At 73.0% G+C, this 15,401-nt stretch carries 9 protein-coding genes and 1 pseudogene; 7 read left to right on the plus strand and 3 right to left on the minus strand.

Annotation, left to right across the window (positions count from 1 at the left end; all coding sequences use genetic code 11):
- Positions 1–320, minus strand: a pseudogene (locus ACZ5CZ_RS23215) (hypothetical protein); the annotation flags it as partial.
- A 653-nt stretch (positions 321–973) separates the two neighbouring features.
- Between ACZ5CZ_RS23215 and ACZ5CZ_RS23220 the strand changes: the two are divergent.
- The 3 genes from ACZ5CZ_RS23220 to ACZ5CZ_RS23230 all read left to right on the plus strand — a co-directional run bounded on the left by ACZ5CZ_RS23220 (position 974) and on the right by ACZ5CZ_RS23230 (position 4,516).
- On the plus strand, positions 974–1,561 hold the full coding sequence (locus ACZ5CZ_RS23220) for a sigma-70 family RNA polymerase sigma factor (RefSeq protein WP_385843395.1): 588 nt from the start codon (positions 974–976) through the stop codon (positions 1,559–1,561).
- 163 nt (positions 1,562–1,724) lie between these two features.
- Positions 1,725–3,230, plus strand: coding sequence for an IMP dehydrogenase (guaB, locus tag ACZ5CZ_RS23225; RefSeq protein ID WP_450788630.1), 1,506 nt, complete (start codon positions 1,725–1,727; stop codon positions 3,228–3,230).
- Positions 3,231–3,391: 161 nt separating this feature from the next.
- Positions 3,392–4,516: a GuaB3 family IMP dehydrogenase-related protein gene (locus ACZ5CZ_RS23230; RefSeq protein WP_450788628.1), complete on the plus strand. Its 1,125-nt coding sequence runs from the start codon at positions 3,392–3,394 to the stop codon at positions 4,514–4,516.
- Positions 4,517–4,600: 84 nt separating this feature from the next.
- On the opposite strand, the gene ACZ5CZ_RS23235 is transcribed toward ACZ5CZ_RS23230, so the two are convergent.
- Together ACZ5CZ_RS23235 and ACZ5CZ_RS23240 are read right to left on the minus strand one after the other, a co-directional pair.
- Positions 4,601–5,161 carry a hypothetical protein gene (locus ACZ5CZ_RS23235; protein ID WP_385843399.1) on the minus strand — a complete coding sequence of 187 codons (561 nt, stop codon included), beginning with the start codon at positions 5,159–5,161 and terminating at the stop codon, positions 4,601–4,603.
- 170 nt (positions 5,162–5,331) lie between these two features.
- A complete protein-coding gene (locus ACZ5CZ_RS23240; RefSeq protein WP_385843401.1) occupies positions 5,332–6,540 on the minus strand; it encodes a nucleotide sugar dehydrogenase in 1,209 nt (402 codons plus the stop codon).
- 282 nt (positions 6,541–6,822) lie between these two features.
- On the opposite strand from ACZ5CZ_RS23240, the gene ACZ5CZ_RS23245 reads away from it, so the two are divergent.
- From ACZ5CZ_RS23245 to ACZ5CZ_RS23260, 4 genes are all read left to right on the plus strand, one after another.
- The gene (locus ACZ5CZ_RS23245; protein WP_385843402.1) at positions 6,823–8,529 is read left to right on the plus strand and encodes a glycerol-3-phosphate dehydrogenase/oxidase; all 1,707 of its coding nucleotides are present in this window, start codon (positions 6,823–6,825) and stop codon (positions 8,527–8,529) included.
- Positions 8,530–8,760: 231 nt separating this feature from the next.
- Complete coding sequence (locus ACZ5CZ_RS23250) at positions 8,761–10,818, plus strand: serine/threonine-protein kinase (RefSeq protein ID WP_468945579.1); 2,058 nt, start codon at positions 8,761–8,763, stop codon at positions 10,816–10,818.
- 186 nt (positions 10,819–11,004) lie between these two features.
- Complete coding sequence (locus ACZ5CZ_RS23255; RefSeq protein WP_468945582.1) at positions 11,005–13,569, plus strand: protein kinase; 2,565 nt, start codon at positions 11,005–11,007, stop codon at positions 13,567–13,569.
- Positions 13,570–13,696: 127 nt separating this feature from the next.
- Positions 13,697–15,400, plus strand: a complete 1,704-nt coding sequence (locus ACZ5CZ_RS23260; protein WP_468945584.1) for a serine/threonine-protein kinase — start codon at positions 13,697–13,699, stop codon at positions 15,398–15,400.
- Position 15,401 lies beyond the last annotated feature (1 nt).

A 15,401-nucleotide genomic window follows, 5' to 3' on the forward strand; every position in this document is an offset into this window, starting at 1 on the left:
GCGTGTCGGCCGTTTCTGCGGCTGGTCGCCTTGGGGTGTCTGGCCTGGTTGCGGTGTCGGTGACAGGTCGGCGCGGGGCGTTTGGCGTGGCTGTGGTGTCCGTGGCCGGTCGCCTTGGGGTGCCTGTCGTGCTGGCTGTCTCCGGGGCTGGTCGCCTTGGGGTGCCTGCCGTGCTGGCTGTCTCCGGGGCTGGTCGCCTTGGGGTGCCTGCCGTGCTGGCTGTCTCCGGGGCTGGTCGCCTTGGGGTGCCTGCCGTGCTGGCCGTCTCCGTGCCCGATCGCCTCGGGGTGTCCGCCGCCTGTGGCTGCCGTTGCGATCACTGGGGCGCCCGGCCGGTGGCCGTGGGCGCGTTCGGCGTTGTGCCGGGCACGGTGGCGGGTGCTGTGCGGGCCGGTGGGGCCGTGCCGGTGCCGGCTGCTGTGCCTGTCGGCGAGGCTGTGAGGGTTCCGGCTGCTGTGCCGGGTGCTGGGTGGATTGTTGTGCCCGTTGCCGGGTCGGGTGCTGTCTCCGCCACGGGCGCTGCGTCGGCTGCCGAGTCACGCGCTGCGTGTAGTGCTGCCTCGGGGGCCGGTCCGGGCCGGAGCGTTCCGGGGGTGGCGAGAGGCGCCCTCGGCCGCGTGGGCGCCACCGCGTCCGCCCCAGCGCCGACCCGCCCGGCGCCCCCCTCTCCGCCGGCCCCCGCGGTGGTGATTCCCTCCGCCCTCGACGGCCGCCCGTGCGACGGGATGTGCCAGGCGCTGCCGGGCTGGTCGGATGCGCCGGTTGGTGGGGGGTGCGGGGGTCTGGCGGACGCCCGCTGCTCGTTTCGGCGCGGATGCCGCATCCTTGAGGTGTGGAGTCTCTCGGGGACGAGTCGGTCGAGCGGAAGGGGAGGGCGCAGGGAATGAGTGCCGGCGCACCTGCTCATAACGCTTCGGTGCACAACCACGAGCACGATGCGACGGACCGGACGGCCGCAGGGCACCATGGACCGATGCGCGACGACGAGGCGGGCACAGCCCAGGGGGCGATCGGCTCCCTCGTGCATCGTGCCGTCGACGGTGACGAGCAGGCCACGCACGATCTGCTCGCCCATGTCCACCCCCTCGCGCTGCGCTACTGCCGCACCCGGCTGTCCCGGCTGCCCGGCGACGCCCGGCACTTCGTCGAGGACCTCGCCCAGGAGGTCTGCGTGGCGGTGCTGCTCGCGCTGCCCCGCTACCGCGACACCGGCCGCCCCTTCGAGGCGTTCGTGTTCGCCATCGCCTCCCACAAGGTCGCCGACCTCCAGCGCGCCGCGATGCGCCACCCCGGTTCGACGGCGGTGCCCTCCGACGAGATGCCGGAACGGCCCGACGACTCCCTCGGCCCGGAGGAGCGCGCCCTGCTCAGCAGCGACGCCGAGTGGGCCAAGAAGCTGCTGGCCAACCTGCCCGAGAACCAGCGGGAACTGCTGCTGCTGCGCATCGCCGTGGGCTTGACCGCGGAGGAGACCGGGCAGATGTTGGGAATGTCACCCGGAGCCGTCCGGGTCGCCCAGCACCGGGCGCTGAGCCGGCTGCGCGCGCTCGCCGAGCAGTAACCCCTTGGGCAAAGCCCCCGCCGCGGCCTTTCCTGACCAGGCGCAGGCCTGCTGTCGTACGAACATACGAAGCCTGAAGCGACCCAGTACCGTGGAATTTGCTAGCGATGCTTCCCGTTAGCATGGACATCCGCACCGATCAAGGCCATTTGGGGAAGGTGTCATGACTGCCAACGTCGACGGAGTGCCCGGTAAATTCGCGACACTCGGGCTGACCTACGACGACGTGTTGCTGCTGCCGGGCCCGTCGGACATGGCTCCCGACGAGATCGACACCGCCTCCTACGTCTCCAAGAACGTGCGGGTCAACATCCCGCTGCTGTCGGCCGCCATGGACAAGGTGACCGAGTCCCGCATGGCGATCGCGATGGCCCGCCAGGGCGGTGTCGGCGTGCTGCACCGCAACCTGTCCATCGAGGACCAGGCCAACCAGGTCGACCTGGTGAAGCGCTCCGAGTCCGGCATGGTCACCGACCCCATCACCATCCACCCCGAGGCCACGCTCGCCGAGGCGGACGCGCTGTGCGGCAGGTTCCGCATCAGCGGCGTCCCGGTGACGGACAACGACAAGAAGCTCCTCGGCATCGTCACCAACCGTGACATGGCCTTCGAGAGCGACCGCAGCCGCCGCGTGCACGAGGTCATGACCCCGATGCCGCTGGTCACCGGCAAGGTCGGCATCTCCGGCCCGGAGGCCATGGAGCTGCTGCGCAAGCACAAGATCGAGAAGCTGCCGCTGGTGGACGACTCGGGCGTCCTCAAGGGCCTGATCACGGTCAAGGACTTCGTCAAGGCGGAGAAGTACCCGAACGCGGCCAAGGACGCCGAGGGCCGGCTGCTGGTCGGCGCGGCGGTCGGTGTGGCCGGTGACTCCTTCGAGCGCGCCCAGGCGCTGATCGAGGCCGGTGTCGACTTCATCGTCGTGGACACCGCGCACGGCCACTCCCGGCTGGTCGGCGACATGATCGCCAAGATCAAGTCGAACTCCTCCGGGGTGGACGTCATCGGCGGCAACATCGCCACGCGCGACGGCGCCCAGGCGCTGGTGGACGCGGGCGCCGACGGCATCAAGGTCGGTGTCGGCCCGGGCTCCATCTGCACCACCCGCGTGGTCGCCGGTGTCGGCGTCCCGCAGGTCACCGCGATCTACGAGGCCGCGCTCGCCGCCCGGGCCGCCGGTGTCCCGGTGATCGGCGACGGTGGCCTCCAGTACTCCGGCGACATCGCGAAGGCCCTGGTCGCGGGCGCCGACACGGTGATGCTGGGCTCGCTGCTCGCGGGCTGCGAGGAGTCCCCGGGCGAGCTGCTGTTCATCAACGGCAAGCAGTTCAAGTCGTACCGCGGTATGGGTTCGCTCGGCGCGATGCAGTCCCGCGGCGACCGCAAGTCCTTCTCCAAGGACCGCTACTTCCAGGAGGGCGTCGCCTCCGACGAGCAGCTGATCCCCGAGGGCATCGAGGGCCAGGTGCCCTACCGCGGCCCGCTGTCCTCCGTGGTCCACCAGCTGGTCGGCGGTCTGCGCCAGTCGATGTTCTACGTCGGCGGCAAGACCGTGCCCGAGCTCCAGGCCAACGGGCGGTTCGTGCGGATCACCTCGGCGGGTCTGAAGGAGAGCCACCCGCACGACATCCAGATGACGGTCGAGGCGCCGAACTACAGCAGGAAGTAGCTCTCAGGTAGCACGCGCGCACCTCCACGCGTGCGCGTGAGCGCGGCCCAGGGCGGCTCCGGAGCATCCGGGGCCGCCCTTGTGGTCCCCGCGGAGGGCCGGTGTCGTAGCCGTCGGCGATACTGGAAGGCGCTGAAACGCATCAGGGAAAGGCCACAGACGTGACTGAGATCGAGATCGGGCGCGGCAAGCGCGGCCGCCGGGCGTACGCCTTCGACGACATCGCCGTCGTCCCCAGCCGCCGTACGCGGGACCCGAAGGAGGTCTCGATCGCCTGGCAGATCGATGCCTACCGCTTCGAGCTGCCCTTCCTGGCCGCCCCCATGGACTCCGTCGTATCGCCGGCCACCGCGATCCGCATCGGCGAGCTGGGCGGTCTGGGGGTGCTCAACCTCGAGGGCCTGTGGACGCGGTACGAGGACCCGCAGCCGCTGCTCGACGAGATCGCCGAGCTGCCGGCCGAGCGGGCCACCCGCAGGCTCCAGGAGATCTACGCGGCGCCCATCAAGGAAGAGCTGATCGGCGCCCGAATCAAGGAGGTGCGCGACTCCGGCGTGGTCACGGCGGCCGCGCTCTCCCCGCAGCGCACCGCCCAGTTCTCCAAGGCGGTCGTGGACGCGGGCGTGGACATCTTCGTCATCCGCGGTACGACGGTCTCGGCGGAGCACGTGTCGTCCGCGGCCGAGCCGCTGAACCTGAAGCAGTTCATCTACGAGCTGGACGTCCCGGTGATCGTCGGCGGCTGCGCCACCTACACCGCGGCCCTGCACCTGATGCGTACCGGTGCGGCCGGCGTGCTGGTCGGCTTCGGCGGCGGCGCCGCGCACACCACGCGGAACGTGCTGGGCATCCAGGTCCCGATGGCCACCGCGGTGGCCGATGTGGCGGCGGCCCGCCGTGACTACATGGACGAGTCCGGTGGCCGCTATGTGCACGTGATCGCGGACGGCGGTGTCGGCTGGTCCGGTGACCTGCCGAAGGCGATCGCCTGCGGCGCCGACGCGGTGATGATGGGTTCCCCGCTGGCCCGCGCCACGGACGCGCCCGGCAAGGGCCACCACTGGGGCATGGAGGCGGTCAACGAGGAGCTGCCGCGCGGCAAGAAGGTCGACCTCGGCACGGTCGGCACCATCGAGGAGGTGCTCACCGGCCCGTCGCACACCCCGGACGGCTCGATGAACCTCTTCGGTGCCCTGCGCCGCGCCATGGCCACCACCGGCTACAGCGAGCTGAAGGAGTTCCAGCGGGTCGAGGTGACGGTGGCGGACAGCCAGCACCGCCGCTGACCGCTGTGCGATGACGCGAGGGCCCGGCCACCGATGCGGTGGCCGGGCCCTTTCGCGTGGGGGTGCTCCCGTAGGGGCGCTGGGTTACTGGGCGGCCTTCTTGGTGCCGGAGAACGCGGCGGCCGCGGCGATCGCGAAGAACACGAAGGTCAGCGGGTCCGCGTCCTGCTTCCAGGCCTCCTGGACGACGTCGAAGTGCTGGAAGAACACCTCGGTGAAGCTCACGTCGAGCGCGTTGGCGCCGATCACGGCCTCGCCGACCAGCTGGCCCATGTAGACCGAGCCGAGCGCGAGCAGAGCGCTCACCACCGCCAGGGCGGGGTTGCGGCCGCCGACCTTGCCGGCCGCGAGACCGATGACGAAGCCGACGCCGACGGCCGCCCAGCCGATCTCGTGCTTGGTGAGGCCGATGACGATGCCGTAGACCGCGGCGGCGATCACGGCGGCCGCGACGGCGGCGAGCAGGCCGCCGACGAGGTTGTCGCGGCCCGGCGCGGGCGGCGCCGGCGGACCGGCGAAGCCGCCCGGCTGCGGCGGATACGGCTGCCCGGCCGGCGGGTACGGCTGGCCGGCCGGCGGCTGCTGCGCGTACGGGTTGCCGTCCGCGGGACCGGGCTGGTGCGGCGGTGGAACTGACTGGCTCATGACAGGAACCCCCCGATGGTGGAGCATGGCTGCTGAAGGACAGACGGAGAACGTTTGCTCGCACACACACGCGCGTGTGCGGCGAGTCCGGGGGAGACTAACAGCCGGGGGCGACAAAGCCCCCGGCCGTTTTCCGTTCGTGACGGCTGTTCTCCGTTCGTGACCCGCACTCAGAGCCGGTGCGCCGCCCCGGTGGGCGTGGCCCCGCGGGTGTCCAGCAGCAACTGGGCCTTCACCGACAGACCCTGGAGGTCGTATGTGCGGTGCTGCTGGAGCAGGATCGTCAGGTCGGCGTCCGCGGCGGCCTCGTAGAGGGAGTCCGCGCGCGGCACCGGGCGGTCCAGGACGCTCCACGCGGGCACGTACGGGTCGTGATAGCTGACGGACGCGCCGAGTTCCATCAGCCGTACGGCGATCTCGTGGGCCGGCGTGCCCTGTTGGTCGGCGAGGTCGGCCTTGTAGGTCACGCCGAGCAGCAGCACGCGCGCACCACGGGCGGACTTGCCGTGCTCGTTCAGGAGCGCGGCGGCGCGCTGTACGACGTACCGCGGCATCCGGTGGTTGACCTGCTGGGCCAGTTCCACCATGCGCAGCGCGCGGGGGGTCTGCCCGGTGAGGTCCTGCGGGACGCCGTGGCCGCCGACGCCGGGGCCGGGCCGGAACGCCTGGAAGCCGAACGGTCTGGTCTCCGCGCACCGGATGACGTCCCACAGGTCCACGCCCAGCTCGTGGCAGAGGACGGCCATCTCGTTGACGAGGGCGATGTTGACGTGCCGGAAGTTGGTCTCCAGCAGCTGCACGGTCTCCGCCTCGCGCAGGCCGCGCGCGCGTACCACCTTGTCGGTGAGCCGGCCGTAGAAGGCGGCGGCCGACTCGGTGCACGCGGGCGTGAGGCCGCCGATGACCTTCGGGGTGTTGGCGGGGGTGTGCTCGCGGTTGCCGGGGTCGACCCGGCTGGGCGAGTAGGCGAGGTGGAAGTCGCGGCCGGCCCTCAGCCCCGAACCCTGCTCCAGCAGCGGCCGCAGGAACTCCTCGGTGGTGCCGGGCGGCACCGGCGACTCCAGGATGACCGTGGTGTGCGGGCGGAGCCGTTCGGCGAGGGCGCGGGCGGCGGCCTCCACCTGGCCGAGGTCGAGGCCGCCGTCGGCGCCGCGCGGGGTCGGCGCGCAGATCACCGCCGTACGCACCCGGCCGAGCTGGGCCGGGTCGGTGGCGGGCCGGAAGCCGGAGGCGTGCATCCGGCGCAGCTCGGCCGGGCTGAGTGAGCCCGCCTCCGGACCGGTGGCATAGCCGATGGTGGGGATGCCTGCGGCGACGGCGGCCTGGGCGAGCGGCAAACCGTAGGGACCGAGTCCGATGACGGCGAGGTCTGCGGGCATGGCGTGAGCCGTCCTTCCCAGTAGCCGAAGCGGGACAGGTGCGCAACCGCTGTGGACAAGATGAGCGAGCGCACTGTCACACTAGGAGTAAATATGACCGTTATGTGGGATTGTGTTCGTGTGTCTTTCCAGGGGGCTGCACGAGTTGTCCACAGCGCCCCGGCCTCTGGTGGCTGAAGCCGGGCAAGCCGGTCAGAATTTGGGCATGAGGAGGGGATGAACCGGGCTTCGCCCACCCGGGTGCGGCCGACGCGAGCGGGTCAGCGACAGCGGGAGGCAGCGGTGAGGACAGCGACTCTGGGCCCGGCGCAGCGCGCCGGGGCACTGGCGGCGATGGCGGAGCGCGAGCTGGACGTACTGGTCGTGGGCGGCGGCGTGGTCGGCGCCGGCACCGCGCTGGACGCCGTCACCCGCGGCCTGTCCACCGGCCTGGTCGAAGCCCGCGACTGGGCGTCCGGCACCTCCAGCCGGTCCAGCAAGCTCATCCACGGCGGCCTGCGCTATCTGGAGATGCTCGACTTCGCGCTGGTCCGCGAGGCGCTGAAGGAGCGCGGCCTGCTCCTGGAGCGGCTCGCCCCGCACCTGGTCAAACCGGTGCCCTTCCTCTATCCGCTCCAGCACCGGGGCTGGGAGCGGTGGTACGCCGGCTCGGGCGTGGCCCTCTACGACGCGATGTCCATGGCCCGCGGGCACGGCCGGGGCCTGCCCCTGCACCGCCACCTGACCCGCCGTCACGCCCTGCGCGTGGCCCCCTGCCTGAAGAAGGACTCCCTGGTCGGCGCCCTCCAGTACTACGACGCCCAGATGGACGACGCCCGCTTCGTCGCCACCCTGGTGCGCACGGCCGTGTCCTACGGCGCCCAGGCGGCCAACCGCGCGCGCGTGACGGCGTTCCTGCGCGAGGGCGAGCGGGTCGTCGGCGCCCGGGTGCGGGACGTGGAAGGCGGCGGCGAGTACGAGATCCGCGCCCAGCAGATCGTCAACGCCACCGGCGTGTGGACCGACGACACGCAGGCCATGGTGGGGGAGCGGGGCCGGTTCCACGTCCGCGCCTCCAAGGGCATCCACCTGGTCGTGCCCAAGGACCGCATCCACTCCACCACCGGGCTGATCCTGCGCACCGAGAAGTCCGTCCTGTTCGTCATCCCCTGGGGGCGGCACTGGATCGTCGGCACCACCGACACCGACTGGGACCTCGACAAGGCCCATCCGGCCGCGTCCAGCGCCGACATCGACTATCTGCTGGAGCACGTCAACTCGGTGCTCTCGGTGCCGCTCAGCCGCGACGACGTGCAGGGCGTGTACGCGGGTCTGCGCCCGCTGCTGGCCGGCGAGTCCGACGCCACCAGCAAGCTGTCCCGCGAGCACACGGTCGCCCACCCGGCACCGGGGCTGGTGGTCGTGGCGGGCGGCAAGTACACCACCTACCGGGTGATGGCCAAGGACGCCGTCGACGAGGCCGTGCACGGACTGGACCGGCGCGTCGCCGACTGCGTGACCGAGGAGACCCCGCTGCTCGGCGCGGAGGGCTACCAGGCGCTGTGGAACGCCCGCGCCCGGATCGCCGCCCGCACCGGACTGCACGTGGTCCGCGTCGAGCACCTGCTGAACCGGTACGGTTCGATGGCCGAGGAGGTCCTCGACCTCGTCGCCGCCGACCCCTCGCTCGGCGAACCGCTCCGGTGCGCGGACGACTATCTGCGCGCCGAAGTGGTGTACGCGGCCTCGCACGAGGGCGCCCGACACCTGGACGACGTCCTCACCCGGCGCACCCGCATCTCCATCGAGACCTTCGACCGGGGCACCCGCAGCGCCCGCGAGGCGGCCGAGCTGATGGCGCCGGTGCTCGGCTGGGGCAAGGACCAGATCGAGCGCGAGGTCGAGCACTACGAGAAGCGGGTGGAGGCAGAGCGGGAGTCCCAGCTCCAGCCGGACGACCAGACGGCGGACGCGGCCCGGCTGGGCGCACCGGACATCGTGCCGCTGTGAGAACCGCCTGAAAGGAAGTCAGCGGCACGGCGCCAGGGGTGGCTTCGGTGGCGGTTCCTCCCTTTCGCACGCACTTTCGCGCGGACTGTCGTTCCGGTAAGCGGAATTCGTCCTTCATCAGGGCTTCCGGCGTACGGAGGCGTGGGCCGGTGCCGGGGCCCCTGGGCGTCGGCCACTTGTCGGGTGAGAGACAATGGAGGCTCTGTCAGGGCGGGTTGTATGAGGGGACGCATGTCGGAGGCGGAGCGGGCGGGTACATCTCGTCAGGAGACTCGTCAGGACAAGAGCGAACGGCGTCTCCTCGCCGGGCGGTACCGGCTGGGAGACGTGCTGGGCCGCGGCGGCATGGGCACGGTCTGGCGCGCCGAGGACGAGACCCTGGGCCGTACGGTCGCGGTCAAGGAGCTGCGGTTCCCGTCGAACATCGACGAGGACGAGAAGCGGCGCCTGATCACGCGCACCCTGCGTGAGGCCAAGGCGATCGCCCGGATCCGCAACAACAGCGCGGTCACGGTCTTCGACGTGGTCGACGAGGACGACCGGCCCTGGATCGTCATGGAACTGGTGGAGGGCAAGTCCCTCGCCGAGGTCATCCGCGAGGACGGCCTGCTGGAGCCGAGGCGTGCCGCCGAGGTGGGGCTCGCCATCCTGGACGTGCTCCGCTCCGCGCACCGCCAGGGCATCCTGCACCGGGACGTGAAGCCCTCCAACGTGCTCATCGCCGAGGACGGCCGGGTCGTGCTCACCGACTTCGGCATCGCCCAGGTCGAGGGCGACCCGTCCATCACCTCCACCGGCATGCTCGTCGGCGCCCCCTCCTACATCGCCCCGGAGCGCGCCCGCGGCCACAAGCCCGGCCCGGCGGCCGACCTGTGGTCGCTCGGCGGCCTGCTCTACGCGGCGGTCGAGGGCGTCCCGCCGTACGACAAGGGCTCGGCGATCGCCACGCTCACCGCGGTGATGACCGAGCCCCTGGACGAGCCCAAGCACGCGGGCCCGCTCAGGGACGTCATCTACGGTCTGCTCACCAAGGACCCGGCCAAGCGGCTCGACGACGCCGGGGCCCGGGCCATGCTCAACGCCGTGATCCACGCGCCCGAGCCGGAGCCGATGGACGCCACCCGGGTGGTGCCGCTGCCGGTGCCGCCCGGCGGGGGCGAGGGCAAGCGGGGCGAGGACGCCGCGGACAAGCTCCGCGGGGCGCTGCGGTCGGTGCGCAAGGCGGCCGGCGCGGCCACCGCCGGGGGCGCGACGCGGGCCCGAAGCGGCAGCGGCAGCAGCGGTAGTGGCAGCGGCACGGCCGTGCCGGGCGCCGGTGGTGCGCCCGGCGCGGGCGGGGCCGGACCCCGCGGGACGCGACCGGCCGTGCCCCCGGCCAGGGCGGCTGCGGACGGCATAACAAGACCGGCGGGTCCGGCCGCCGGTTCCGCCACCGTGCCGAACTCCGGCTCCGGCAACAAGCCCGGCACGGGCTGGCCCGTGGTGCCGCCGCCGGACCTGGACCTGCCGCCGCGCCCGGTGCCGCGGGCCCCGCTGACCGATGTGGTGCCCCGGCGCACGCTGGTGGTCATCGCGGTGGTGGTCGCGCTCGCGGTGCTGGGCACCGTACTGGCCTTCGCGCTGAACGGTGACGACAGCGGCGACAAGGGCGCCTCGGCCACGTCCGGTACGACGGCCGGGGCCACCACCCGGCAGCAGAAGGGCAAGGACGCGAGCGCGGACACCGGAGCCCGGACGGACGGCGCGAGTTCGGCCCCCACCGGCACCGGAGCGGCGCCGGGCGGCACGGCGGCCTCCGGTGCGAGCGCGTCCGCCGAGGCCTCCGCCTCCGCCGCGGCGAAGGACGCCGGCAGTGCGCCGGCCGTCAGCACGCGCAAGGGCGGCCAGGGCTACTCGATCGGGCTGCCCAAGGGGTGGGCGTACAAGTCCAGCGACGGGGCCGGCGACCGCTACACCGGCCCCGACGGACAGAAGCTGCTCGTGGCCTGGACCGGCACGCCCAAGGGTGACCCGGTGGCGGACTGGAAGAACCAGGAACACGCCATGATCCGCCCCCAGTACCAGCGGATCCGGATCGAGAAGGTCGGCTACCGCGGCTGGAACACGGCCGACTGGGAGTTCACCTACGTCGACGGCGGCACCAAGTACCGCACCATCGACCGGGGTTTCGTGGTGAACGGTCATCTCGGCTATGCGTTGATGTACACCGCGAAAGCCGCGAACTGGGACAGTGAGCTGCGCAAGGACACCTGGAAGACGCTGCGGAAGTCCTTCGAGCCCAAGTCGTAATGCAGGGCAGGGCGTATTGCAGAGCAGGGCGTACCGGTTCGGGCCGGGATAATCCGGCATCCTCTCCATGAGGGTTGCCTCCGGCACGTATCGTGAATGGTTGCGGACCGTACGCAGCCGGATGTCTGTGCGAAACGGGTCGCGAGGCGAACGGATGTGAGCAACCGGGCGGCCGGGGGAGGCACAGTGGAGGACTACGCGGGGCGGGTGCTCGCCGACCGCTACCGCCTGCCGCTGCCGCCGGCCGACGAGTACGAACTCACCGAGACCCGCGCCTTCGACACCTACAGCGGACAGGAAGTCCTGGTCCGGCAGGTGCCGTTGCCCGAGGTGGTCGAGGCCGAGGTGCTCGACGCGGAGGGGCTGCCCGAGGGGTTCACGGCGCGTGCGCGCGGGACCCGCCGGGCGCCCGAGGCCCGAGCCGCCACCCGGCGGCCCGCCGACCCCGCGGTGCGGCGCGCCGTCGAGGCCGCCCAGGCGGCGGCCCGCATACCCGACCATCCGCGGCTGGACCAGGTCTTCGACGTGTTCGCCGAGGGCGGTTCGCTGTGGATCGTCAGCGAGTGGGTGGCCGCGCGCCCGCTGTCCGCGCTGCTCGCCGAGAAACCGCTGACGCCGTACCGGGCCGCCGAGGTCGCCTCCGATGTGCTCATGGCGCTGAGGGTGCTGCACGCCCACGGCTGGGTGCACCGCAATGTCACCGCCCGCACGGTGCTGGTCTGCGACGACGGCCGGGTGCTGCTGACCGGCCTCGCCACCGGCGCGGCGGAGGAGGCCCTGTGCGGGTACGACCCGGTGCCGGCCGACGACGCCGAGGACGACGAGGAAGCGGCGCCGGGGACGGCCGGTGGGCTGTCCGCCGACATCGATGCCGGTGCCCATCGTGATCCCGAGGCCGCGCGGCGGGCCGCGATCCAGGCGAGGGCGGCCGGAGGACTGCCGGCGCCGGGGGCGAACGGCGCGTCCAGGCCGGCCGGGCCGCGGGCGCTGGAGAGCGGCGCCGACATCCGGGCGGCCCGGGCCGGGGCGATCGCCGCTTACCGGGCGGGTACCCGTGCCGCCGCCCGGGTCCAGGACGACCGGCAGAGCGGGCGCGCCGCCCTGCCCGGCGCCCGCACCCCCGCCGACAGCGGCACCGGTGCCGACCGGGCCGACGGCGCGGCGCAGGCGCCGTACGGCTCCGGGACGGGACCCACGCCACCGCCTGGCCGGACGGCCAACGGCGCGGCGCAGGCGCCGTACGGCTCCGGGACGGGACCCACGCCACCGCCCGGCCGGACGGCCGACGGCGCGGCGCAGGCGCCGTACGGCTCCGGGACGGGACCGACAGCCGACCCCTACGGCGCGGCGGGCGCCCGTGCCGCCGTCCCGCGCCCCGGCTCCGGGCGCGTCCCTGTCCCGGCCGAGAAGGCCGACTCGCCGTATCCCGGGGCAGGGGACGGTTCCGTGCTGCCCGCGCAGGCCCGGTGGGACGAGCGCGGGGGCGGTGGGCGGCGCGGGCCCGGGACCGCGCTGGCCGCGGAGCGGGCGCGGCAGCTGCGGATGACCGTCGTCGGGCCGGTGACCGAGCGATGGGCGCCGGAACAGGCCGGGCCCGTGCACGAGAACTGGCAGCTCGCCGCGCCGGTCGGGCCCGCCACCGACCTGTGGGCGCTGGGCGCGCTGCTGTTCCGGGCCGTGCAGGGGCACGCCCCCTACCCGGAGGAGTCCACGGCCGAGCTGGTGCAGCTGGTGTGCGCGGAGCCGCCCGCGTTCGCCGAGGAGTGCGGACCGCTGCGGCCGGTCGTGGAGTCGCTGCTGCGGCAGGACCCGACCGAGCGGCCGGACGTCGAGGAGCTGAGCGGCTGGCTGCGCTCCCTGGTGCGTTCCGCACCGGAGCCGGACGCGGGCAGGCATGTGGTGCCCGTACCGTCCGCCGACCCGAGGCGGCTGCCGATCGTCCGGCGCCGCGGCGAACTGGTGCGGCGCCGGCGCGCCGGACTGCCCGCGACCCACCCGCACGGCCGGCACAAGCGCGGCCGGGAGCCGGAGCGTTCACCCCGCAGCCTCGGCCGCATCCTGCTCCTGCTGATCCTCCTGCTGCTGGCCGGCGCGATCGCCTACGCCATGCTGTTCATGCCCAAGCAGGGCGGGGCGGACCGGACCGGGGCCGTCGGCCGGACCGGACCCGTACCCTCGCGCGCCGGGCAGCACTCCGCCGGACAGCCGTCGGGGCAGCCGAGCGCCGGGCAGAGCACGCCGGAGAGCAGCACGCCCGCCACCGGAACCCAGACCCAGACCGGCGGCGACCCTTCCGTCGCCTCCGGCTTCACCCTGCGCAAGGACCCGGAGGGCTTCCAGGTCGCCGTCCCCGAGGGCTGGGACCGCACCCCGAAGAACGGCAGCGGTCAGGTGGTCTACGCGCACGGCGACTTGGAGCTGATCGTCGTACCCGGGCGGGACGGCGCGGCGGCCTACGGCGGCGATCCGATGGCCTACCAGCGGGACAAGGAGCGTGAACTCCAGCCGTACCGCGATTCCAGCTGGGCCACGGCGACCGGGCTGAGAACCATCGAGGTGGGTGGACGGACCATGGCCGAGGGGCAGTTCACCTGGACCGACGGCCAGGGCCGCGACCTGTTCGTGCGCAACATGGCGATCCTGCTCGACGGTCGCTACCACATCATCCAGGTGCGCGGTCCGGACGCACAGCGCGACGCGGTGACCCGGCTGTACGAGCAGGCCACGGCGACGTACCGCTACACGGGTTGAGCGCCCCGTACACGCGCGTAGCGCCAACCGTCACAGTGCTGTCACCTTGGCACCCCGCCGGTTCCCTGACCGGGGGCCGGTCCTTAGTCTGACCCTGTCAAGAGCATTGCGGGGCAACGTGAATCAGATGCAGGGCCTGCTCATAGCGGGCCGCTACCGGCTCGCCGATTCCATCGGCAGCGGCGGCATGGGCCGGGTGTGGCGCGCCCACGACGAGGTGTTGCACCGGACGGTCGCGATCAAGGAGCTGACCGCCGCGCTCTACGTCTCCGACAGCGACCAGGCCGTCCTGCTCGCCCGCACCCGGGCCGAGGCGCGGGCCGCCGCCCGGATCAACCACTCCGCCGTCGTCACCGTGCACGACGTCCTCGACCACGACGGCCGCCCGTGGATCGTGATGGAGCTGGTCGAGGGCCACTCGCTGGCCGACGCGGTCAAGGAGCGGGGGCGGCTGGAGCCGAGGGAGGCCGCCCGCATCGGGCTGTGGGTGCTGCGGGCGCTGCGCGCCGCGCACTCCGCCGGTGTGCTGCACCGGGACGTCAAGCCCGGCAACGTTCTCCTCGGCCGCGACGGGCGGGTGCTGCTCACCGACTTCGGCATCGCCCAGATCGACGGCGACACGACCATCACCCGCACCGGGGAGGTCGTCGGCTCGGTGGACTACCTCGCGCCGGAGCGGGTGCGCGGCCACGACCCGGGCGCGTCCTCCGACCTGTGGGCGCTCGGCGCCACGCTGTACACGGCGGTCGAGGGACGGTCGCCGTTCCGCCGTACCTCGCCGCTGAGCACCATGCAGGCGGTGGTCGAGGAGGACGCCGCCGAGCCGCGGCACGCCGGTCCGCTGGCGCCGGTGATAGCCGCGCTGCTGCGCAAGGAGCCCGCTCAGCGGCCGACCGCCGAGGAGACCGAGCAGATGCTCGCCGAGGCGGCGGAGGGCCGACGGCCCAGCGCGGCCCAGGCGTTCGTGCCGACGCAGAGCACGGGCACGATGACCGGTGCCGGGTACCGGCCCACCCCGGGCGCACCGGGCCCGGGCTACGGCCCCGGCGCCACCGCGTCCGGGTATCCGCCCACTCAGGCATCCGGTCACCCGTCCGTCACCGGCCCGACCGCCGTGGCGCCCGCGCCGCCCTCCGCACCCGCCGGCCCGGCGGGCGGCGCTTCCGGACGGGCGGGCCGCCCGCGCCGCCGGCTGCGGACGCTCGCGCTGGTCGTCGCCCTCGCGGCCGTCCTCGGCGGAGGCGCCGCCGTCGGTGTCCAGCAGTGGAACGCGATGCAGCAGGACACCGTGGCGAACGGCCCCACCGACCCGGCCCCCGCGACCACGAACACCACGACGGCCTCGGGCACGATCCCGGACAACTGGGTGGTCCACCACGACCCGCTGGGCTTCAGCCTCTCCCTGCCCAAGGGCTGGAAGCGGAAGGTCTACGAGATCTCGGGCGCGCTCAAGCAGATCGACTACACGCCCGACAACGGCAAGCACTTCGTCCGCATCGCCATCGACAGCTCGCCCGACTTCGCCGACGCCTACCAGCACCAGGTGGACCTGGAGCAGCAGCTTCAGCGGCTGGTCGACTACCGCCGCGTGAAGATGAAGGCGAACATCTACCGCGACCGCAAGGGCTCGCGGTGGGAGTACACCTGGACCGCGCTGAAGAAGGACCCGCCGTACGTCCCCGGGCCGCGGCACGCCGTCGAGGAGACGTACTTCTCGCGCACGGGCACCGAGTACGCGCTCTACATGTCGTCGCCCGCCGCCGACTGGGCGACGGCGAGCAAGCAGTTCACCTGGGTGTTGCAGGGCTGGCAGGAGCCGCAGACGGGCTGAC

This window comes from Streptomyces sp. NPDC031418, from assembly GCF_055581605.1.